10 protein-coding genes are annotated in these 21,337 nt (G+C 74.3%); 2 read left to right on the top strand and 8 right to left on the bottom strand.

The annotated features are described in order from the left end of the window. Positions 1-10: 10 nt before the first annotated feature. Together ACZ516_RS05835 and ACZ516_RS05830 are read right to left on the bottom strand one after the other, a co-directional pair. Positions 11-1,549: a hypothetical protein gene (locus tag ACZ516_RS05835; protein WP_469008664.1), complete on the bottom strand. Its 1,539-nt coding sequence runs from the start codon at positions 1,547-1,549 to the stop codon at positions 11-13. Then, on the bottom strand, positions 1,546-5,232 hold the full coding sequence (locus ACZ516_RS05830) for a bifunctional glycosyltransferase/CDP-glycerol:glycerophosphate glycerophosphotransferase (RefSeq protein ID WP_469008663.1): 3,687 nt from the start codon (positions 5,230-5,232) through the stop codon (positions 1,546-1,548). The genes ACZ516_RS05835 and ACZ516_RS05830 overlap by 4 nt, the downstream gene beginning before the upstream one ends. Before the next feature lie 149 nt (positions 5,233-5,381). On the opposite strand from ACZ516_RS05830, the gene ACZ516_RS05825 reads away from it, so the two are divergent. Then, complete coding sequence (locus ACZ516_RS05825) at positions 5,382-7,481, top strand: bifunctional glycosyltransferase/CDP-glycerol:glycerophosphate glycerophosphotransferase (protein ID WP_358585968.1); 2,100 nt, start codon at positions 5,382-5,384, stop codon at positions 7,479-7,481. Here the strand turns inward: ACZ516_RS05825 and ACZ516_RS05820 are convergent. The 6 genes from ACZ516_RS05820 to ACZ516_RS05795 all read right to left on the bottom strand — a co-directional run bounded on the left by ACZ516_RS05820 (position 7,469) and on the right by ACZ516_RS05795 (position 19,053). Further along, the gene (locus ACZ516_RS05820) at positions 7,469-10,312 is read right to left on the bottom strand and encodes a stealth conserved region 3 domain-containing protein (protein ID WP_469008661.1); all 2,844 of its coding nucleotides are present in this window, start codon (positions 10,310-10,312) and stop codon (positions 7,469-7,471) included. The genes ACZ516_RS05825 and ACZ516_RS05820 overlap by 13 nt on opposite strands. Beyond that, a complete protein-coding gene (locus ACZ516_RS05815; protein ID WP_469008660.1) occupies positions 10,309-11,367 on the bottom strand; it encodes a hypothetical protein in 1,059 nt (352 codons plus the stop codon). Before ACZ516_RS05815 ends, ACZ516_RS05820 begins: the two co-directional genes overlap by 4 nt. A 233-nt stretch (positions 11,368-11,600) precedes the next feature. Next, positions 11,601-12,482, bottom strand: coding sequence for a carbohydrate ABC transporter permease (locus tag ACZ516_RS05810; RefSeq protein WP_358589961.1), 882 nt, complete (start codon positions 12,480-12,482; stop codon positions 11,601-11,603). Next, the gene (locus ACZ516_RS05805; RefSeq protein WP_469008735.1) at positions 12,479-13,759 is read right to left on the bottom strand and encodes a carbohydrate ABC transporter permease; all 1,281 of its coding nucleotides are present in this window, start codon (positions 13,757-13,759) and stop codon (positions 12,479-12,481) included. The genes ACZ516_RS05810 and ACZ516_RS05805 overlap by 4 nt, the downstream gene beginning before the upstream one ends. 70 nt (positions 13,760-13,829) lie before the next feature. Beyond that, positions 13,830-15,227 (bottom strand): ABC transporter substrate-binding protein, encoded by a 1,398-nt coding sequence (locus tag ACZ516_RS05800; RefSeq protein WP_469008658.1) that lies wholly within the window; start codon positions 15,225-15,227, stop codon positions 13,830-13,832. 289 nt (positions 15,228-15,516) lie between these two features. Continuing rightward, positions 15,517-19,053 carry an FHA domain-containing protein gene (locus ACZ516_RS05795; protein WP_469008657.1) on the bottom strand — a complete coding sequence of 1,179 codons (3,537 nt, stop codon included), beginning with the start codon at positions 19,051-19,053 and terminating at the stop codon, positions 15,517-15,519. 482 nt (positions 19,054-19,535) lie between these two features. On the opposite strand from ACZ516_RS05795, the gene ACZ516_RS05790 reads away from it, so the two are divergent. Next, positions 19,536-21,224, top strand: a complete 1,689-nt coding sequence (locus ACZ516_RS05790; RefSeq protein WP_469008656.1) for a serine/threonine-protein kinase — start codon at positions 19,536-19,538, stop codon at positions 21,222-21,224. Positions 21,225-21,337 lie beyond the last annotated feature (113 nt).

Genomic DNA, 21,337 nt, shown 5'->3' with positions numbered 1-21,337 from the left:
TTGCTCGTAATTATCCGATTAGGGGGGCATTCGTCGGAGTGGCCCCGCCCACCCGCGCGAGCACCTCGCCGGTCCGCCGGCTCCAGTCGACGACCACCGCCTCCGGCGGCACCTTCTGTCCGGGGGAGAGCAGCAGCCACCGCACGTCGTAGCGCCGGGCGATCGCCGTGCGCTCCGCGCGGGTGGAGTCGGGGGAGAGATAGGTCCGCACGGCCGCGAGCCGCCGCCGGCGCACGTCCTCGTCGAGCGAGGCGTCCGGCCAGGCGGGGGCGACGAGGTTGGCGCCGTGGCCCGGCACGGAGCGGGTGGGGCGGTAGCCGTCGGTCAGCACCACGTCGCCGGGGCGCATGTGGCCACTCGCCCAGCCGTAACCGGGCCAGCGCGGTGGCTGGTCGAAGCCGATGGGGTCCAGCGCGCGGGGCACCACGGCCCCCGCCTGGATCTGGAAGAACCCCACGCACGCCCCGAGCGCGGCCGCCCCGGCCAGTGCGCCCCGCCGCCACCCCCAGGTGCGCGGCGCCGCCAGCTCGATGGCCAGCGCGAACTGGAGCGGGACCAGGGTCAGGCCGAGGATGCGCCCGTAGGTGTAGTGGCCGCTGAACCAGCCGTAGGCGACGACCGCGCACTCCAGGGCGAACATCACGACCAGCGGGTCCCTGCGGTCCCTGCGCAGCCGCAGCCACAGCGCGGGCAGGCCGAGCAGCGCCAGCCAGAAGCGCTGGGGCATCTCGGTGTAGAGCTGGCGGTGGATCCAGTCCACGCTCTCGTCACCGACCAGCGAGAAGACGCTGAAGTACGGCCACAGCGCCGCCCCGACCACCGCCGTCAGGCCGGTCGCCGCCCACGGCCACAGCACGCGCCCGGACACCGCGAAGGCGACGACGCCGATCACCGCCGCCACCGAGGAGATCGGATGGACGAGCAGGATGAGCCCGCACAGGGCGCCGAGACCCACGTAGGGCCAAAGGCCCCGCTCCGGGTGCCGGGTCAGCGAACCGGCCCACGCCCACGCCCAGAAGGCCAGGCCGATCGCGAAGGTCGAGGGGTAGCCGAGGTTCCCCGTCATCGACATCAGGCCCAGATAGCCGCTCCACCACGCCATCCGGGTGCCCCACAGCAGCACCATCGCGCCCAGTGCCAGGACCGGCGCCCACGGGCGCGGGGTGAGCACCCGCACGAAACGGCCGATGCCGGTGAGCAGCACGAGGAGGTTGAGCGGGCCCGCGACCTTGACCACCTCCCAGCCCGCGAGGCCCGTCGCCCGCGCGAACAGGCCCTGCGCGACCGCGTACGGCGAGTAGTACGCGCTGCCCTGGCCCGGCAGGTCCGCCATCGGGTGCGAGGGGTGCAGGAGGTCCGCCTTCAGGCGCTCCACCACCGCCGCGTGCTGCCCGAAGTCGCAGCACATCGGCACCCGCCAGAACGCCAGCGACATCACCAGCCAGAACAGCCCGCCGAAGACCAGGTACGGCGAGGGGCGCAAGCGGGGGGTGCCGCCGAGGGCCGTCGCGCCGTGGAGGGTCCGGCGGGCCATGAGCGTGCCGCTCACCGCATCAGCCTCTCCGCGACCCGGGCGGCGGCCCCGCCGTCGTCCAGATCGCAGTAGGCCTCGCGGAAGGCCGTGTACGCGTCCGTGTGCCGGGCCGCGATCGCGTCCAGGTCGCGCAGCGCCTCGACGACCTCGCCGGTGGAGGCGAGCAGCGGGCCCGGGGCGCTCGTCTCGAAGTCGAGGTAGAAGCCGCGCACCGTGTCGCGGTAGTGCTCCAGGTCGTAGGCGTGGAAGAGCATCGGACGCCCGGTGTGCGCGAAGTCGAACATCAGCGCGGAGTAGTCGGTGACCAGCACGTCGGCGATCAGCAGCAGTTCGGCCGCCCGGGGGTGGGCCGACACGTCGCGGACGAAGGGCGCGCGGGCGCCCGGCAGCCGGCCCGACGTCAGCGGGTGCTTGCGCACCAGCAGGACGTGGTCGTCGCCGAGCACCGACTCGGCCGCGCGGAAGTCCAGCGCCGGCTCGTAGCGGAACCGGCCCGGGGCGTACGCGAGATGGTCCCGGTAGGTCGGCGCGTACAGCACGATCCGCTTGTCCGGGCCGACGCCCAGCTCGCGGCGCACCCGGTCGGCGACCTTGTGGCGGTCGTCGCCGAAGAGCACGTCGTTGCGGGGCGAGCCCGCCTCCAGGACCTCGCCGTCGTAGGCGAGGGCGCGGCCCAGGTGGGGGGTGGAGAAGCGGTTGGGGGAGACCAGCACGTCCCACTGGCGGGACAGGCCCGGCAGGGCGTCGAGGTGGCCGTGGTCGGCGTAGAGGGTGTCGGTCAGGTCGGTGCCGATGCGCTTGAGGGGGGCGCCGTGCCAGGTCTGTACGACGGTCTGGCCCTCGCGGCGCTCGAAGAACTCCGGCAGGTGGCCCGAGGCGACGATGCGGCGGCAGCGGGCCAGCGCCTCGTACCAGGCGGCGCTGTACTGCTCCACGCCCTTCGCGCCGGCCGGGACGGGGGTCTGCTGGTCGTGCGTGACCCACAGGTGCTCCACCTCGGCGCCGCGCCGCACCAGCTCCTCGTGGACGGCGCGGGGCGAGTCGCCGTCGAGGTAGAGGACGGCGTCCGTCAGGGGCCGCTCGCGGCAGCCCGGATAGTGGGCGGTGCGCAGCCGGTGCTGCCGGTAGGCGCCGCGCTCGGAGCGGGCGAGGACGGACCCCGCCTCGACGAGCAGCCGGTCGCCGAACCGCCGGTCCACCGTGAACTCCCGCCCCTCGACCTCCTGGTGCAGGGGCAGCGCGGCCGCCACCGAGGCGAGCAACCGCACCGGCACACCGTCGTCACGCCGCCGCCCCTCGCCGTGCCCGTCCCGGTCTCCGCCGTGTCCGCCCCGGACCCCGACCTGCCCGCCCCGGTCTCCGCCGTGTCCGTCCCGGACCCCGACCTGCCCGTCCCGGACCCCGACCTGCCCGTCCCGGTCTCCGTCGTGTCCGTCCCGGGCCCCACCGTGTCCGTCCCGGGCCCCGGGCCGACCGTCCCCGGCCCCGCCGGACCCCGTCCCGGTCTCCCGCAGGAAGGCGTACCACCGGCCCTCCCGCAGGGCGCCGCCCCCCGGTGCGAGTACCGCGCGCAGTCGGTCGCCGGTCCGCTCGGCCGGGGCCACCAGCTCCTCGTCGTGGCCGCTGTGCCGCAGGACGAACTCGGCCTCGGGCCAGCCGGCGCCGGTGGCCGACAGCTCGACGGTCAGCGTGCCGTCGGCGCCCCAGGCGATGCGGTCGGCGACCGGCTGCCGGGTCAGTTCCACGACCAGCTGCCCCTGGTCGTTGGCCGTGGCGCACAGCTCGCGCCCGGTGTCCGTCGCGTACCGCCCGGGGGGCAGGTCCAAGGTGGCGGCGAGGGACTTCAACGTGCCGTCGGGCAGCACGAGGTTGGCCTGCCAGCGCTCCCCGTGCGGCGGCTCGACCTCCTTGGGCGCCAGGTGCGGGGTGGGGGCCACCCGCGCCAGGTCGGCGAGCCGTACGCGCACCTCGAAGCGGTCGTCGGCGCGGGCCACCGGGGACTCGACCTCGGTCCCGGAGTGCTTGTGGGTGAGCCGCAGGGCCGTGGGACGCAGCCGCCCGGGCAGGCTGCCGCTCAGCACCACGTCACCCCCGTCGCGCCGATGGGCCTCCACACGGGCCGCGTACTCCTGGACGCGCAGCACGAGCCGGCCCTTGCTGTGGCCGAGGACGAGGCGCAGCCCGTCGTCCAGCTCGCGGACCAGGGACTGCGCCGACCCGCCGTCGGCGGCCCGCACGGCCGAGCGCCGCACGGTGCCGTGGCCGGCGACGACCACGCCGAGCAGCCAGTTGCCGGGCCGCCACCGCCCGCCGGTCCTCAGCTGCTCGGGGTCGATCGTCATCTCGAAGCCGGACAGGTCGTAGCAGTGCAGGCGCTGGCGTGACCGCTCGGTGGCCTCCGGCGCGGCGACCGTCCTCGTCGGCACGCGGCGGAACTCCCGCTTGCTGCGGACCGACTTGAGCAGCCCGGCCTTCACGGAGTGCCCGGGCCGGGTCGCCTCCAGGTTGCGCACGTACGCGTATCCGCTGATCCGCAGCTTCCCGTCGGCGCCCCAGCGCGCCTCGCCGGCCCGTGCCACGACGGGCAGTTCGTGCCGTCCGACGCGCGTCAGCTTCTCGGGGAGCCGGCCGACGCCGGGGTAGGAGGCGCGGCGGCGCACCGTGCCGCGCACGTGGAAGGCGGTGCCGTTGGCCCGTTCGAAGGAGAGCAGGTCGATGAGTTCGGCGGTGCGTCCCTCGCGCACGAGCTGCCACTTGACGCGCAGGTCCACGGGGAGCCCGGCGATCACGGACGGATCGGCGCGGCGCAGGAAGGCGGCGGCGTCCGTCATGAAGGCCGCGCGGTACTCGGGCCCGCCCATCGGCAGCCCCTCCAGGAAGTACACGAAGTCGTCGCGCAGACAGGAGGCGTCGTACGTCTTCCTCATCTCCGGCGCGTGCCGGGCGAGGAAGCCGGAGACGTGCGCGCACGCCGCGATCCGGTCGCGCACGCCCTTGACGTCGGTGCGCCGGCGGGTGATGGAGCCCTCGCGCACGCGCCAGTAGTAGACGTGGTCGCTGAGCACGTCCACGGAACCGGCGAGGAAGTGCGCCGGGATCATCACCGGCGTGTCCTCGTACAGCTTGCCCTCGGGGAAGGCGAAGCGGTGGCGGTCCCAGAAGGAGCGGCGGAAGACCTTGTTCCACGCGACGCGGTCGGAGAGCAGGTCGAGGTCGCGCGTGATGTGCGTACGGGCGCGCTGCTCGGTCAGCCACTTGTACTGCCAGGCCTGGGAGCGGCCGCGCTCGGTGAGCCGCCAGACGTTGCCGCAGGCGAAGTCGGAGCCGGTCCCGTCCAGGCTGGCGATCATCCGCTCGTACGCGTCGTGCGGCACCACGTCGTCGCTGTCGACGAAGGTGAGGAACTCGGCGGTGGGGGACGCCTTGCGCACACCCGTGTTGCGGGCGGCGCTCAGCCCGGCGTTGCGCTGGCGGACGTAGACGAAGCGGGGGTCCCGGGCGGCGAACTCACGGGCGATGGAGGGGCTGGAGTCCGTCGAGCCGTCGTCCACCATGACGCACTCCAGGCCGCCCGGCCCCTCCGGACCACCTGGCCGTCCCGGCCCGTCGATGGTCTGCCGCGCGATCGACTCCAGGCACTCCTCCAGAAACTCCTCGACGTTGTAGATGGGCACGACGACGCTGAGACGGGGCTGCACGGCGACCGGCCTTTCGTGAGAGTACGGGCATATTTATCCCCCTTTGCCCTCCGCCCGCTCCCGACGGTCAGCTTCTCCACCGCCTTCCACCCCAATGAGTGACGGCAGGTCTTCGACAGGCGGTGTCCGGCTGACTACGGTCGGTTGACATGTCGCGCTTCTCGGTTGTCGTTCCCGCCCACCGCGTCCAGGGCTACCTGCGGGAGTGCCTGGACTCGGTGCTCACCCAGTCCTTCGGCGACCTCGAACTGCTCGTCGTCGACGACGCCTCGCCCGACGCCTGCGCCGCGATCGCCGGGGAGTACGCCCAGCGCGATCCGCGCGTGCGACTGATCCGGCTGGCCGCCCACGCGGGCCCCGGCCCCGCCCGCAACGCCGGCGCCGACCGCGCCACCGGCGACCACCTCCTCTTCCTCGACGGCGACGACCTCCTGCTGCCGGGCGCCCTCGCGGCCATCGACGCGGCCCTCACCGGACACGGCGAGCCGGACGTGCTGCTCCTCGGCCACGACCGCGTCGACTGGTGGGACACCGTCCGCCCCGGCGGCACCCCCGACGCGAGCCGGCCCCTGGCGCTCCCCCCGGCCGCCTGGAACCGCGTCTTCCGCCGCGAGTTCTGGCGCGCGCGTCACCTCGCCTTCTCCGAGGGGGCCTACGAGGACGTGGTGCCGGTGCACACCGCGACCCTGCGCGCGGGCGAGCGCCTCGCGGTCCTCGACCGCGGCTGCGTGCGCTGGCGCGAGCGGCGCGGCGGCAGCTTCTCCACGACGCCGGGCCGCCACCACTTCGCCCTCGTCGAGCGGTACGAGGAGCTGCTCGCCGCCGCCGGGCCCGACGACCGCGCCCGGCTGCTGCCGCACGCCGCCGCGCACCTCCTCGCCGTCCTCGACGACCCCGGGCGGATCCGCGCGGGCGACCGGCGCGACTTCTTCCGCGAGGCGGCCCGCCTGCACCGCACCTACGCGCCCGCGAGCACCGAGCCCCGCACTCCCGGCGAGAAGGCCCTCGCCGCCGCCTCCTTCGCCGCCCACGAGGGCCTGCGCAAGGCCGAGTCGCGGCGCCTGCGCGTCACCCGGCACCTCGGGCGGCAGAAGAAGAAGCTGCGCGCCCGCGCCATGCGCGCCGCCTACCGCGCCGACCTGTACCGCTCCCTGGACCCGCACCTCGCGGTCTACGGCGCCTACTGGAACCGCGCCGTCTCCTGCAACCCCGCCGCCATCCACGCCAAGGCCCGCGAACTGGCCCCGCACATCCGGGGCGTGTGGGTGGTCTCCGGACGCCACCAGGACAAGGTGCCCCCCGGGGTGGAGTACGTCGTCGAAGGCTCCCGGCGCTACTGGGAGGCGATGGCGAGGGCCACGTACCTCGTCAACAACTCCAGCTTCCCCGGCGGCTTCACCAAGCGCCCCGGCCAGGTCTACCTCCAGACCCACCACGGCACCCCGCTGAAGAAGATGGGCCTGGACCAGCGCCGCTACCCGGCCGGGACGCACGGCATCAGCTTCCAGAAGGTCCTCGACCACACCGACCAGTGGGACTTCAGCCTCTCGGCCAACCCGCACTCCACGGAGGTCTGGGAGCGCGTCTACCCCTCCACCGCCTACCAGCCGCTGGAGGCGGGCTACCCGCGCAACGACGTGTACTTCACGACGGACGACGAGCAGATCGCCCGCATCCGCGAACACCTCGGCATCGCCGACGACCGGACCGTGCTGCTGTACGCGCCCACCCACCGCGACTACCAGAAGGGCTTCCTGCCCCGCCTGGACCTCAGGCGCCTCGCCGAACGGCTCGGCCCCCGCTACGTCGTGCTCGTGCGCGCCCACTACTTCTACGGCGGCGACGCCGGGCTCGACCCGCACCCCGGCCTCGTGGACGTCACCGGGTACGCGCGCGTGGAGGACCTGTGCCTCGCCGCCGACGCGCTCGTCACGGACTACTCCTCGCTGATGTTCGACTACGCCTGCCTGGACCGCCCGATCGTGACGTACGCCCCCGACTGGCAGGCCTACCGCCTGGCGCGCGGCACCTACTTCGACCTGCTGTCCGGGCGGCCGGGCGAGACGCCGGGGGCGGTGGCCACCACCGAGGACGAGCTGGCCGACCTGTTCCGCGACGGCGGCTGGGACACCCCCGGCACGACGGAGCTGCGCACCGCGTTCCGGGCGCGCTTTTGCCCCTACGACGACGGGCGGGCCGCCGAACGCGTCGTACGGCGGCTCTTCCTGGCCCCCGCTCAGCGTTCGTAGGGCGAGCGCACCGGGAAGTACGCCGTCAGGAACGACCGGATGGCCAGCGCCATCTCCTCGTCCGCCATGCCGCTGTCGGGGGACTCGCCGATGCAGAACGCCGTCCGGTCGCGGTTCTGCAGCAGCCGGCCGAGCCGCGCGTGGTCGGCGCGGTCACCGATGTCCACGAAGTCGTACGAGATGGAGCCGGGCACCGCCCGCCCGGTCAGATACGCGTAGTGCTGGTGCAGCGAGGAGACCAGCGAGTGGTCGCCCACGGAGCGGAAGCGGCTGCGGGCGGTGGCCGCCAGCTCCTCGGGGAAGCGTTCGGTGATCTCCGCCAGGACGCTGCGGCGCAGCGCGTAGGGCACGTGGAAGAAGCTGTGCGTCGTGGTCCTGCCGAACGCGCGGCGCAGCAGCTCGCGGTTGTTCTTCGCCGCCGCCAGATAGCCCTCGTCGTCCGGCGCCAGGGGCAGGGCGGGCACGGACGCGGACGACCAGAAGAAGCGGGCCAGGCCGTTGCTGAGGAAGAAGGTGTCCGGGGTGGTCGGGCGGCCGAGGAACATGTCGTCGTTGAAGTACAGGAAGTGCTCCGACAGGCCCTCGACGCGGTGCAGCTGCGACTCGATGGAGTGCGAGTTGAAGGTCGGCAGGCACGCCTCGGGGTCGGCGAACAGCTCGCGGTGGTCCACGACCGTGAGCCCGGGGTGGTCGTGGTCGAGCCAGTCGGGGACCTGGCCCGCCGTGACGAGGTACACGTGCCGGATCCACGGCGCGTACATCGCCAGGGAGCGCAGGCTGAAGCGCAGCTCGTCGCGGTTGCGGTAGCGCACGGCGCCGTCGTCCGCCGACTCCTGCCCCGGGCCGCCCCGGGCCGCGTCCCGCAGGGCCCGCCACGTCGGGTCGGAGTCGTCGACCCAGGTGTAGACGGCGTCGACGGGGAAGTCGACGTCCTTGACGAGGAGTTCGGTGAAGATCCGCAGGGTCGGATAGGCGCGGTCCCCCACCCGCAGCGTCGCCGTCGGGGTGAGCGAGGGCAGCTCCGCGCCGGCCAGCGTCGTCCCGAACGGCGCGCGGAAGCCCTCGGCGGCCCCGGCGCCGGGCACCCCCGGCGCGGCCCTCGGCCAGAACGCCACCGTGCAGGCGAGGCCCGCGCCGTGCCGCAGCGACAGGGTCGTCGTGGTCACCGGCTTGAAGACCTTGACGCCGGACAGGTCGCCGATGGCGTCGAGGCGCTCGGCGAGGACGGCGCCGGGCGCCGCGTCGCGCGGGTTGACCAGCTCGGCGTAGACGGGCTGTCCGCGCAGCGCCCCGGCCAGCGCCTTGAGGGCGCGGCTCCGGTCGTCGGCGGCCACGGCCAGGGTGTGGGCGGTGCCGTCGGGGGTGCGCACCAGGACGTAGGGCACGTCCTCGGCCTCCAGGGCGGACGCGGTGAGTCGCAGGTTCCACCGCGCCATGTCCGGCGCGAGGACGTCGTCGCGCCGCTCGGCGAGGCGGCCCACCGAGCGGATGACGCGGCCCGTGGTGTCGGCGGCGATGATCTCGTCCTCGCGGGCCCGCTCGTCGGCGGCGGCCGCGGCGTCGAAGGTGTGCGGGGCGGTGGGCCTGAAGCCGCAGCCGCCGGACGCGACACCGAGCGCCACCCGGTCCGCGCGCCCGCGAAGGCGGCGCGGCCGCTCCCGCCCGGCCACGAGCCGCGTGTACAGCTCCTCCCAGCGGGCGGTGACGTCCGCCGAGGAGAAGCGGGCGTAGACGCCCTCGCGGGCGGCGCGCGCGTACGCCCGCCGGGTCGCGTCGTCGCCGAGCAACTCGTCCATGGCGCGCGCGAGTTCGTCGACCTCGCCGGGCGGCACGAGCAGCCCGTCGACGCGGTGGCGCACGATCTCGGCGGGCCCGGTGAGCACGTCGTACGCCACCACGGGCACCCCGGCGGCGAGCGCTTCGAGGAGCACCAGCGGGAACGCCTCGTTGTGCCCGGCGGTCATCAGGCTCAGGCCGGCCTTGGCCCACTCGGCGGCCATGTCCTGGCAGGGCCCCAGCAGTTCGACGCGGTCGTGCAGGCCGAACCCGTCGACCAGGCGGCGCAGGTGGCGCTCGCGGTGGCCGCTGCCGAAGATCCGCAGCCGCCAGTCGGGATGCGCGCCCGCGATCTGCGCGAAGGCGCGCACGGCGTGGTCGACGCGCTTCTCGCCGGTCAGCCGGGCGGCCATCACGATGACCTTGCCCTCGCCGTCCGCGCGCGGCCGGAAGCCGTCCGGCACGGCGTTGGGGATGACGGCCAGCTCGGGCGCGGTGGGCCCGAGGGACTCCGCGATCCAGTCGCGGGTGCGCTCCGTCAGCGTGACGAGGGCGTCCAGGCGCGGCGCGTGCAGCAGCAGCGGCTCGCCGGAGGGGCCGCGCCGCTGGGTGGGGCGGTGCTCCTGGTGGACGGTGACGACGCGCGCGGGCGCCAGCGTCACGGCGGCGGCGAGCAGCGCGGGCGTGGTGCTGACCAGGACGTCGGTGTCGAGCGCGGTGAGCGCGGCGGTCAGCTCGATGTCGGAGAGCCGGTCGAAGGTGTCCTCCCAGGCGGGCCTGATCAGTTCGCTGGGCAGCGCGGCGAGGGTGCGGCACGCGGCGTCGTCCAGCTCCGAGTCCCCGACCGGGCGGGCGGGGGTCGCCGTGCGGTCCACGAGGTAGCGCACGGGCAGGGCGCGCGCCTCGGGGAAGAACGGCTCGGCGCGGGTGCGGAAGACGGAGACGACCTCGACCTCGATGCCGGGGCGCTCGGCGAGGTGCTTGGCCTGGGTGTAGGTGGCCAGCTCGGTGCCGCCCATCTCGTCGCCCCAGCCGAGCAGGTACGTGATCTTCATGAGGTCTCCTTCGCGGGCTCGCGCGTGCGGCCGGTGGGCCCGTCCGGGTGGTCGGCGGGCTCGTCCGTGCGGCCGGTGGGCCCGTCCGTGCGGGGCCCGGCCGGTTCGCGGGTGAGGTCGGTGATGTCCCGGCACGTCACCGCGAAGGCGCCCGTCCCGGTGAAGTGGGCGTGCGCCCGCACCAGCGCGCCGTCGGGCAGGGCGAAGACGCGAAAGGGCGTCGGATAGGCGGCCGAGGGGTCCCGCACGTCCGTCAGCCACCGCCCGAGCGGCAGCCCCGCCACCCGGAAGTCCCACACCCACTGCCCGGGACCGGCCCCGGCCATCGCACCGAGCGGCACCCGCAGCGTGAACGCCGCGCCGCGCCCGGCCACCTCGGCGGGCACGACGACGCCGTCCCTGCGCCGCACGGCCTGTGCGCGCCCGGTGGACAGCGCCGCGCCGACCAGGCGGCCGTGCACGGTGATGCCGTCCCCGCGCGGCTCGAACCAGGCCAGCTCGGCGCGGGGCCGCGACCGGGTGGCCTGGAGCACGGCCCGTCCGCCGCGGGACCTGACGATCCGTACGAGGGTCCCGCTGAGCGGGTCGGGCGCGTACGGCAGCGTCGGGGTCGCGGGCGGCGCGGGCTCCTCGGCGGGCGTCAGGCCCCGTCGTCGTACGCGGCCCTCGGCGTCCCGGGTCTCGACGGTGAGCCGCCACACGCCGTCGCGCAGGTCCCGCAGCGTGGCGGTGGCGGTGAGCAGCGCCGGCCCGGCCGCGTGCCGTTCGAGGACCAGGGGGAAGGTCCGTCTGCGGGCGCCACGGCTGATCAGCAGCCGGGCCCGGTCGGGGGATCCGGCGTCCGGGGCGGCGAGGGCGACGTTGAGCGTGCGGCTGTCGCGGAGCGAGAGGTGCACGGGCGTCAGCAGGGGCTCGGCCCGCACGGCGCCGCGCGCCCGCCCCGCGGCGGCCCGCTCGAACCGGAACCGTGTGCTTCGCGTGGTGGCGCGCAGCCGTCGGACCAGGGGCGGCGGGGGCCCGGGGCGGTGAGGTGACAGGAACCCGATGCGGTGCATTTGCCTACTTTGCCCGCTGTGACCCCGTATGGCCCGCAGCGCGGGCCGTTTCTCCCGCCGGGGCAGCGGAAACGATCCGCTCGGAGCAGTGGGGTGCCGCGTGTCGCCGCGCGGAGTCGAACATCAGGCCGGTCTTGCCTGCCCTGGACGCGGACGGAAGGAGGCGGCCCGGACGCGGGCCGCCTCGATCGCCGTACGCATGCCGCTGGGGGGGGGTCTCCCCAGGCCCCGGCCTATTTCACCGCGCCCGCCATGACACCGGAGACGAACTGCCGCTGGAAGGCGAAGAACACCGCCAGCGGGATCACCATCGAGATGAACGCGCCGGGCGCGAGGATCTGCACGTTGTCGCCGAAGAAGCGCACCTGCTGCTGGAGCGCCACCGTGATCGGCGGGTTCTTGGAGTCGGCGAAGATCAGGGCGATCAGCATGTCGTTCCAGACCCACAGGAACTGGAAGATGCCGAGCGAGGCGATCGCCGGCGCCCCCAGCGGCATCACCACCCGCAGGAACAGCCGCAGTTCGCCCGCGCCGTCCAGCCGGGCCGCCTCCAGGAGTTCGCGCGGGATCTCCGCGAAGAAGTTCCGCAGCAGGAAGATGGCGAACGGCAGGCCGAACGCCACATGGAAGGTGACCACACCCACCGTGGTCTCGAAGATGCCGATCTTGCCGAAGAGTTCGGCGATCGGCACGAGCGCCACCTGCACCGGCACCACGAGCAGACTGACGACCCCGAGGAACCACCAGTCCCGGCCCGGGAAGTCCATCCAGGCGAACGCGTACCCGGCCAGCGAGCCGATGAGCACGACGAGCAGCGTCGCCGGGACGGTGATCATGACACTGGACAGGATCGAGTCGGTGATCGTCTCGTCCTTCAGGAGGTCGGCGTAGTTGTCCAGCGTCATCTGCGAGGGCGCCGAGAACACCTTCCACCAGCCGCTCTCGCTCATGTCCGCCGACGTGCGGAACGAGCCGAGCAGCAGGCCGATCGTCGGCATCAGCCAGAACAGGCCGACCAGCACCAGGAACACCCGCAGCGCGGTGCTCCCCAGCAAGGACGCCACCCGCCCGCCGAGCGACTGCCTGGCCTTGACCACTTCGATCTGGGCGGTCATCGCCTGCCCTCCCGCCGCATGCGCCGGATGTTGAACAGCATCACCGGGATGACCAGCAGGAACAGCAGCATCGCGATGGCGCTCGCCACCCCCGGGTCCTTGTCGAGGAATGCGGAGTTGTACAGCTGGACCGCCAGCACGTTCGCCTCGTCCTTCGAGGAGCCCGGCGGGATCACGAAGACCAGGTCGAAGATCTTCAGTACGTTGATCATGAGCGTGACCAGCACCACCGCGAGGACCGGGGCGAGCAGCGGCACCGTCACCCGACGGAAGACCTGCCACTCGTTGGCCCCGTCCACCCGCGCCGCCTCCAGCAGCTCACGCGGCACGCTCGCGAGGCCCGCGGCGATCAGGACCATCGCGAAGCCCGCCCACATCCACAGGTACGAACCGATGATCGCGGGCGTGATCAGCGACGGGCCGAGCCAGTCCACCCCGTTGTAGGGCTCCCGGAAGTTCGACGCCGGATAGCGCAGCAGGGCCCCGTCGGCGGCCTTCGGCAGCGCGAACGTACCGTCGGCGTTCGCCTCCGTGGAGGCCACCACCTCGCCGTCCTTGACCGCCTCGACCGTGATGCCGGCATAGCCGAACTCCGCCGCGTCCGGGGCGTTGATCTTCCCCCGGCCCTTGCCGCGCGTGAAGTCCTGCCAGGCCGTGCCGGTGACCTTCTCCGGATCGGCCTGCGCGGGCCTGGCCGGCTTCGCGGCGTCCGGCATGGTGTCCGGCGCCACGCCGGTCAGCGGCAGCACCACCGGGGTGCCCGCCCGCACCGGCTCACGGGTGATGAAGGCGCCGCCTCCCGCGCTCTTGAGGGGCGACTTCATACTGGGGTGCGCCTGCGGGAACGCCGAGGACTCGGCGAACGTGTCGTGCACGGTCACCGCCACCGCGTTGGCGACGCCCCGGTCCGGGTCGGAGTCGTACACCAGCCGGAAGATGATGCCCGCGGCCAGCATCGAGATGGCCATCGGCATGAAGATGACCAGCTTGAACGCCGTGCCCCAGCGCACCCGTTCGGTCAGCACCGCGAAGATCAGGCCGAGCGCGGTCGCGACGGTGGGCGCCACGACCACCCAGATCGCGTTGTTCTTGATGGCGGTCAGAATGCTGTCGTCGGTGAACAGCGTCTCGTAGTTGCCGAACGCCGTGAAGTCGCCCGACTTGTCGAAGAAGCTGCGGAACAGCGAGTACCCGATCGGGTAGAGGACGAGCGCGCCGAGCAGCACCAGGGCGGGCAGCAGGAACAGCACCGCCAGGGTCGTGCGGGTGCCGGTCACGCTCTTGCGCGGAGTCGGGGCCGGGGGCGCCGCCTTGGCGTCGCCCCCGGCGTGCACGGACGTCACCGCGTCAGTCCTTGTAGGCCTTGGCGGCGGCCGTCTCCAGCGTCTTCTGCGTCCCCTCGACGTCCTTCGGGTTCTTCAGGAAGTCCTGCAGCGCCTTCCACTCACCCTTGCCCGGCGTGCCGCCGAAGGACTGCGGCGCCTGGTCGGACATGTCGAAGCGGATGTCGTCACCCGCCTTGATGAGCGCCTTGGCGATGTTGCGCTGCACGTCGTTCGGGTACGCGCCCATGTCGAGGTTCTTGTTGGGCGAGAGGAACCCGCCCGCCTCGGCCCAGATCCGCGCGGCGTCCGGCGAGGCCAGATAGGTCAGCAGCGCCTGCGCGCCCTTGCTGTCCTTCAGCGCCACGGCCGCGTCACCGGCCACCACCGCCGGGGACTCGTCGCCCACCGCCGGGAACGGGAACACCTTGGCGTCCGTGCCCACCTTCGCCTTCGTCTCCGAGATCGGCAGCGAGACCATGTCACCCTCGAAGACCATGCCCGCCTTGGGCTGGTCGCCGCCCTTGAACGTCTGCTTCACGGACGCGGGGAACTCCGTCTGGAGCGCGCCGTCCGCGCCTCCCGCCACGAAGCCCTTCTTGCCGAACAGCTCACCGAGCGTCGTCAGCGCTTCCTTCACGGACGGGTCCGTCCACTTGATCTTGTGCTGGGCGAGCCGGTCGTACTTCTCCGGGCCCGCCTGCGACAGATAGATGTTCTCGAACCAGTCGGTGAGGGTCCACGCCTCGGCGCCCGCCACCGATACCGGCGGCACCCCGGAGTCGTAGATCGTCTGGGCCGTCTTCATGAAGTCGCCCCAGGTCTTCGGCTCGCTCACGCCCGCGTTCTCGAAGACCCGCGTGTTGTACCAGACCAGCGACTTGTTGGCCGCCTTGAAGTACACGCCGTACTGCTTGCCGTCGACCGCGCCGAGGTCCTGCCAGCCCTTCGCGTAGTTCTTCTCCAACTGCTTCTGCGCCTCGGCGCCGACCGGCTTGGCCCACTTGTTCGCCACGGCCTGCTCGATCGCGCCGACCTGCGGCAGCATCGCGACGTCCGGCGGCTCCCCGCCCGCCACCTTCGACTCCAGGAAGCTGATGATGGGGTCCTGCGCGGGTACGAAGGAGACCTCGGCGCCCGTCCTCTTCTCGAACTCGTCGAGGACCTTGAGGAACACCTTGCGCTCCGAGCCGCCCCACACCGCGGCCACCGAGACGTTCTGCCCCTCCAGCTTGGGCAGCTCGACCGTGGCCCCGGTGCCCTTGCCCCCGGTCTTCCCTCCCGTCTCGCCGTCGTCCTTGTCGTCGCCGCCGCACGCGGTGGCGGTGAGCGCGAGCGTCCCCGCGACGAGAGCCGCGGCGATCCTGGCGCGTGTACGCCGGTGCTGCGGTGTCCTGCGTGTACTGCGAAGAGTGCTGCGCATCACTGCCCCGTTCTCTTCCCTGGCGAGTCCCGTGCGCACTGGTCTACGCCCGGGCGGGGAGGGGCGGCAAGATGGCCTGCGGTGTCAACTCGAAGATCGTGATGGCGTTGTGACGTCCCGTCACTCTCAGGTACCGGGCTTTGTCACCTCACTGACGACATGAGGCACCAACAGGTCCCGCTCCGGCCGGACATGACTGACGTACCCGCCAACTCACGGGTAACGCCCGCCCCTTCAGGCCATGGGGCCGGGCGCGCCGGACGGCCGGCGGGACGGTGGCGCCGCGAGGTCACAGCAGGGACGGCACCTGCTCCGCCGAGACCGACCGCGCCGCCCGCTCCAGGGCGCTGGCGAGCAGGGCCAGGTCGGTCGGGCCGTTCCCCAGCTCCCGGACGGGCCGGCGGGCCGGCGGGTCCCCCATCCGCTCCCACTCCAGTGGGACGACCGTGGGCCGCAGCGTCGCCGTACGCGGGATGCGTCCGGTGACCCGGCCCGCCTGGAAGGGCGTCGCCCGGCCGTCCGGGGAGCGCAGCTCGCCCCGCCCGGGCGCGGGCTCCTCCGGTCCCGGCACCACCGCGTCGAGGGCCACCCGCAGCGAGGCGCGCTGGCCCAGCTCGGTCTCCGGCATCCGCTCGCTGCGCCCGGTGGTCGCCACGAGGTGGACGCCGAGCCGCTCGCCGTCCCGCGCCACCGCCTCCAGGGCGCGGACGACGGACCCGGCGGCGGGCCGCCCCGGGGAGCCGAGGGCGGGCGAGAGCAGCGCGTCGAAGTCGTCGACGAGCACGACGAGCCGGGGCAGCGGCGGGCCGGGCTCGACCCGCTGCCGCGCCGCGGCGGGCCGCAGCCGCATGGTGGAACCGGACGACACGTCGAGGCCGCCGTCCGCTGCCTGTGCCTGCGCTTCTACGGGGGTCTGGGTTCGGCCCCGCGTATCCGAGGGGGCCTGCGCCCGCCCGGGGGACTGGTCCTGGGCCTGCGTCGGTGCTGCCGCGGAGGTCTGGCCCCGGGGCCGCGTCTGCGCTTCCGAGGGGACGTGCGCCCGCGCGGTGGGCCTGGCCTGCGCCTGCGCCTGCGCCGTCGACGGAGTCTGGGCCTGGGGCCGTGCCTGCCCCGGGGAGGCCTGTGCCTGCGTCTGGGCGGGCACGGAGGGGGAACCGGACGCGCTCGTGGCCCCGGCTCCCGAGACCCTGCCCGCTCCCGTACCCGTCCGGGAGGAGGACTGGGAGCGCTGGCTCACCATCCGTCCCGACACCTCGCGCTGGGTGTGCCACTCGGTGAATTCGAGCCGACCCAGCAGCTCGGCCCGCCGCTTCAGCTCGGCGGCCAGGGACTGCGCGAACTCCCGCATCCGCACCGGGTCGTTGGCCACCAGGTGGGTGGTGACATGGGGCAGGTCCGTACAGGCGCCGAGCCCGGCACCCGGCCGGGCGGCGGCCCCGCCACCGCTGTCCCGGCCGTCCACGAGCACGATGCCGAGCCGGTCGGGCCGCTCGGCGGCGGCCAGGGACGCGGCGACCGAACGCAGCAGCTCCGTGCGCCCACTGCCCGCGGGGCCCTCGACGAGCAGATGCGGGCCGTCGGCGGCGAGGTCCGCGACGACCGGACCGCGCGGGCCCGCGCCGAGCACCGCGAGGACCCGCCCGCCGAGCGCCTCCGGGTCGTCCGCGGCCGCCGCCCACCGCGCCATCAGCGAGGCGGGCGTGGCGCGGGCCAGCCCCAGCTCGTCCAGGAGCCGGGCGGCCTGGGGCAGCGGGGCGGACACGCGCGCGTGCCCCTCGCCGGCCGCGCCGTCCGTCCGCAGCGGCGCCAGGGCCCGGACGAACCGCTCGGCCCAGGCCGCCGACACCGCGTCCACGGTGGCGACGGTGCCGTGCCCGGCGGGGCGCCCGCCGGCCGTCCGCATCAGCCGCAGCGCGGTCGCCACGTCACCGCTGAGCAGCGCGACGGCGCCGCACGCGCGGAAGGCGGGCGAGACGGCGCACGCCGCCTCGTAGGTGTCGAGGACCGGCGAGGCGGGCGAGGCCGCCGCCGTCTCGGCGAGGCACACCACGTGGATCCCGGCCCGCGCGCCCTCACCGGCGAGCCGGACCACGGCCTCGCGCAGCCCGGCCGCACCGGGGTCGCCGTCGACGACGACGACCGTGCGCGAGCCCGGCTCCCGGCGGGCGCCGTCCCCGGCGCGCGCGTCGGCGATGTGGTCGTCCAGGCGGCGGATCAGCTCGTCGGCGCGTGCCGCCGCCTGGTCGCGGTCGTAGGCGAGCAGGAGCCGGCAGTCCTGGCCGTGGGTGGGCCGCAGATGGGGGAGCCAGCCGAGCCAGGCCCACTCCTCGGTGCGCTCGGCGGTGGTGCGGGCCCGGTCCGTGCTGATCAGCACGATCTCCAGGCAGTCCGGGGAGTGCAGCGCGCCGAGCTGGGCGACGACGGCCCTGGCCAGGCCGGTCAGCCGCTCCCTGGGCCCCGCGAGGCCGAGCGCGCCCGCCTCCCGCAGGCTCACGGTGACGGGCACGGCGGGCAGCAGGCCCTGATCGCCGGGCCCCGCCCGGTCGACCGTCCCGAGCCGCACCGCGAGGGCCTCCGGGTGGTCCGGGCCGCGCTCCCACAGCCGGGGGCCGGGGCCGAGCGCCGCGAGCAGCAGGGCGGCGGGATCCGGCCACGACTCGGGCGTGCGCGCGGCGGCGGCCACGGCGAGTTCCTCGGGGGTGGGCTCCGGGGCGCCGAAACCGTCGTCCGCCTCACCGTCGTACGGCTCGTACTCCTCGTACGCGCCCTGGTCCTGGCCGCCGTCCCGGCCGCCGGTCAGGCGACGCGCCCAGGCCGAGAGGCCGCCGCGCCTGCGCAGCCCGCGCGGCACCGTCGTACCGCGCAGCGGCGTCCCGAGGCGGGCGCCCTCGCCGGGGGAGGGCGCGTCGCCGCCGGGCATTCCGTACGCCCCCGGGGTGCCGGCGTGGGTCTCCAGGGACCGGTGTGCCGCGTCGTGCGCCGTCGGGGCGTGGGGGGTGGCGTGGGAGCCGCCGGGGTGGAGGCCGCCGTACGGCCCGGTCGTGCCGTCACCGCCCGCCGCTCCCCAGTTCCCCGAGCCGTACGCGTGCGGGGCGGGGCCGGTGGGGTGGGAGGGGGCGGGGAAGGCGGGCTGCGGGGCCTCGGCGGCCCGCACGCGCACGTGCCCCTCGCCGTCGGGGGCGGTCGCCAGGGTGCCGCCGGTGCCGGCGGCCGTGCCGAGGGCGCCGTCCGTCAGGCGCAGGGCGGACTCGCCGATCCGCAGCAGGGAGCCGGGCGCGAGCGGCACGGGGCGGTCGGTGACCTCCCTGCCGTCCACGGACGTGCCGTTCGTCGAGCCGAGGTCCGTTACCGTGACCCGGCCGTCCGGGGCGAGGGTGACCGCGCAGTGCAGCCGCGAGACGTCGGGGTCGTCCAGCGCGACGTCCGCCTCGGTGGAACGACCGACGCGGATCTGGCCGCCGTGCAGCAGGTGGACGCCGCCCGCGTCGGGGCCCGCCACCACGTGCAACTGGGCGGCCGCGCCGGTCGGTTCGGGGCCCGGCTCGGCGGGCGCGCCCAGGGAGAGCACCGCGCCGTCGATCAAAGGGGGCTCGCCGAGCGTGCACCGCTGGGCGTCGAGGCGCTCGGGGCCCGCGTAGAGCACGAGGGGGCCCTCGCTGCCCGCGACGGTCGTGGCGAGGCCGGAGACCACCGCCGCGAGCGCGGTCCCCGCGGGCGCGGTGACCAGGACGTCACAGGCGCCGGGAACCCCCGGCGCCGCCGTGGGGCGGCCTTGCTGCTCGGTCTGGCCGCTGCGCGGCCCGAGGACGGTCAGCCGGATCTGCATCGCCGTCAGCGGTCCCTTCTGCGCTGGGCGCCCGGCACGGGGACTCGCGCTGTGATTCCCCCCACCGCACACGGGCACGTCGGCCAGTACTGGAGGCATCCTCGCACCTGCCACCGACAACACGCCCGGCGGCCACCCGTAAGTGATCTTGATTGGTCGGCTCTGCTCGGAAAAGTGCCTGCTTGGACCGTTGCGGATATCTGTGGGCCTTCTCCGGGGAAGGTCAATTCGAGAGAGCCCGGCAACCAATGGCCACCGGGACGCGTCTTTCCTCCGAACACCGATCCGGAACGCTTTCGAGGCGCCCGCGAAACACCTCCGGAACGCCTCCGGAACGCCTCCGGGAGGAAAAGGCCGGGCGGAATCGGAGCGGCCGGTGTCCCGGTCGGCGGCACTACAGTGGATCGGAACACCTTCGGACAGCCCCCCGGACAGGACCAGCGTCCGGTCGGGACCAGCCAGACCAGCAGGGAGCGCATGACGTGCGGCCGGTAGGCAGCAAGTACCTGCTCGAGGAGCCGCTCGGGCGCGGCGCCACGGGCACCGTCTGGCGGGCCCGCCAGCGGGAGACCGCGGGGGCCGAGGCGGCCGTTCCCGGCCAGCCCGGCGAGACGGTCGCGATCAAGGTCCTCAAGGAAGAGCTCGCCAACGACGCGGACGTCGTGATGCGCTTCCTCAGGGAGCGGTCCGTCCTGCTCAGGCTGACCCACGAGAACATCGTCAGGACGCGCGACCTCGTCGTCGAGGGCGACCTCCTCGCCCTGGTGATGGACCTGGTGGACGGCCCCGACCTGCACCGCTACCTGCGCGAGAACGGCCCGTTCACGCCGGTCGCGGCGGCCCTGCTGACCGCCCAGATCGCCGACGCGCTCGCCGCGAGCCACGCCGACGGCGTCGTGCACCGCGACCTGAAGCCGGCGAACGTCCTGCTGAAGCAGGACGCCGAGGGCATGCACCCGATGCTGACCGACTTCGGCATCGCCCGCCTCGCGGACTCCCCGGGCCTGACCCGCACGCATGAATTCGTCGGCACGCCCGCGTACGTCGCGCCGGAGTCCGCCGAGGGCCGCCCGCAGACCAGCGCCGTCGACATCTACGGCGCGGGCATCCTGCTGTACGAGCTGGTCACCGGCCGTCCGCCGTTCGGCGGGGGCTCCGCCCTCGAGGTGCTGCACCAGCACCTCAGCGCCGAGCCGCGCCGCCCCTCGACCGTGCCCGACCCGCTGTGGACGGTCATCGAGCGCTGCCTGGACAAGAACCCCGACCGCCGCCCGAGCGCCGAGAACCTCGCGCGCGGCCTGCGGACCGTCGCCGAGGGCATCGGCGTGCACTCCACCCCGGCGCAGATCGTCGCCGCGGAGGGCGTGGGCGCCCTGCTCATGCCGGACCCGGCGCCCGCGCACGTGCCCGACGCCCCGGGCGCGGCCGACCCCACGCAGGTCCTGCCGAACAACGCGGGCTCGTACGACCCGAACGCGGCGACCAGCGTCATGCCCAACACCGGCACCCCGGGCCGCGGCCCCGGTGACGCCGACCCCACGTCCGTCCTGCCCCACCACGGCGCCGCCGACCCGACCGCCGTCATGCCGCCGGTCCCGCCGAACGGCCCCGGGGGCGACCCGAACGAGCCGCACCCCTGGCAGAACCAGATGCGCGCGGCCCGCGACCGCAACGAACAGACGCAGGTCCAGTCCTACCTCGACCCCAGCCAGGACCCGCTGCGCCGCCGCCCCCAGCGGCAGGTCGCCCGGCCCCAGCAGCAGCCGCAGCAGCCCCCGCCCCAGCAGTACGCGCCGCGCCAGCCGCGCGGGCAGCGGTCCCAGCAGGGGCCGGCGCAGCAGCCGTACCAGCAGCAGCCCTACCAGGCGCCGCACCAGCCGCAGCGGTACGCGGCGCCCCCGGAGCCGCCCGCGCCCCAGGCGCCCGCCCCGCGCCCCGCGCGCGAGCCGCGTCCGCCGCGTCAGCGCAGCGCCAACCCGATGAAGATCCCGGGCCTCGGCTGCCTCAAGGGCTGCCTGTTCACGCTCGTCATCCTCTTCGTGGCGAGCTGGCTGGTCTGGGAGTTCAGCCCGCTCCAGGACTGGATCGGTTCCACGAAGGGGTACTGGGAGCAGCTGACGGACTGGTACGACACGGTCAGCGGCTGGATCGGCAAGCTCGGCGCCAAGTAGCGCGCGGACGGTTCTATGGATTTGTCGACATCTGCCGAGTGAAATCCGCTCCCGGAGTGAAGGTTGGCGGCGAGGACGCGTAGTTTTGTCGCCAACACGCATCCGTAGGAGCA

The sequence above is a fragment of the Streptomyces sp. NPDC034037 genome, assembly GCF_055575715.1.
Note: the sequence above shows the minus strand (reverse complement) of the source record. Positions and strands in the feature narration are given on the sequence as shown.

What these genes read in the sequence shown, in the direction of transcription:
- ACZ516_RS05800 (WP_469008658.1), bottom strand. Translation starts at nt 15,227, where the DNA reads ATGCGCAGCACTCTTCGCAGTACACGCAGGACACCGCAGCACCGGCGT.
- ACZ516_RS05820 (WP_469008661.1), bottom strand. Translation starts at nt 10,312, where the DNA reads ATGAAGATCACGTACCTGCTCGGCTGGGGCGACGAGATGGGCGGCACC.
- ACZ516_RS05795 (WP_469008657.1), bottom strand. Translation starts at nt 19,053, where the DNA reads ATGCAGATCCGGCTGACCGTCCTCGGGCCGCGCAGCGGCCAGACCGAG.
- ACZ516_RS05815 (WP_469008660.1), bottom strand. Translation starts at nt 11,367, where the DNA reads ATGCACCGCATCGGGTTCCTGTCACCTCACCGCCCCGGGCCCCCGCCG.
- ACZ516_RS05810 (WP_358589961.1), bottom strand. Translation starts at nt 12,482, where the DNA reads ATGACCGCCCAGATCGAAGTGGTCAAGGCCAGGCAGTCGCTCGGCGGG.
- ACZ516_RS05825 (WP_358585968.1), top strand. Translation starts at nt 5,382, where the DNA reads ATGTCGCGCTTCTCGGTTGTCGTTCCCGCCCACCGCGTCCAGGGCTAC.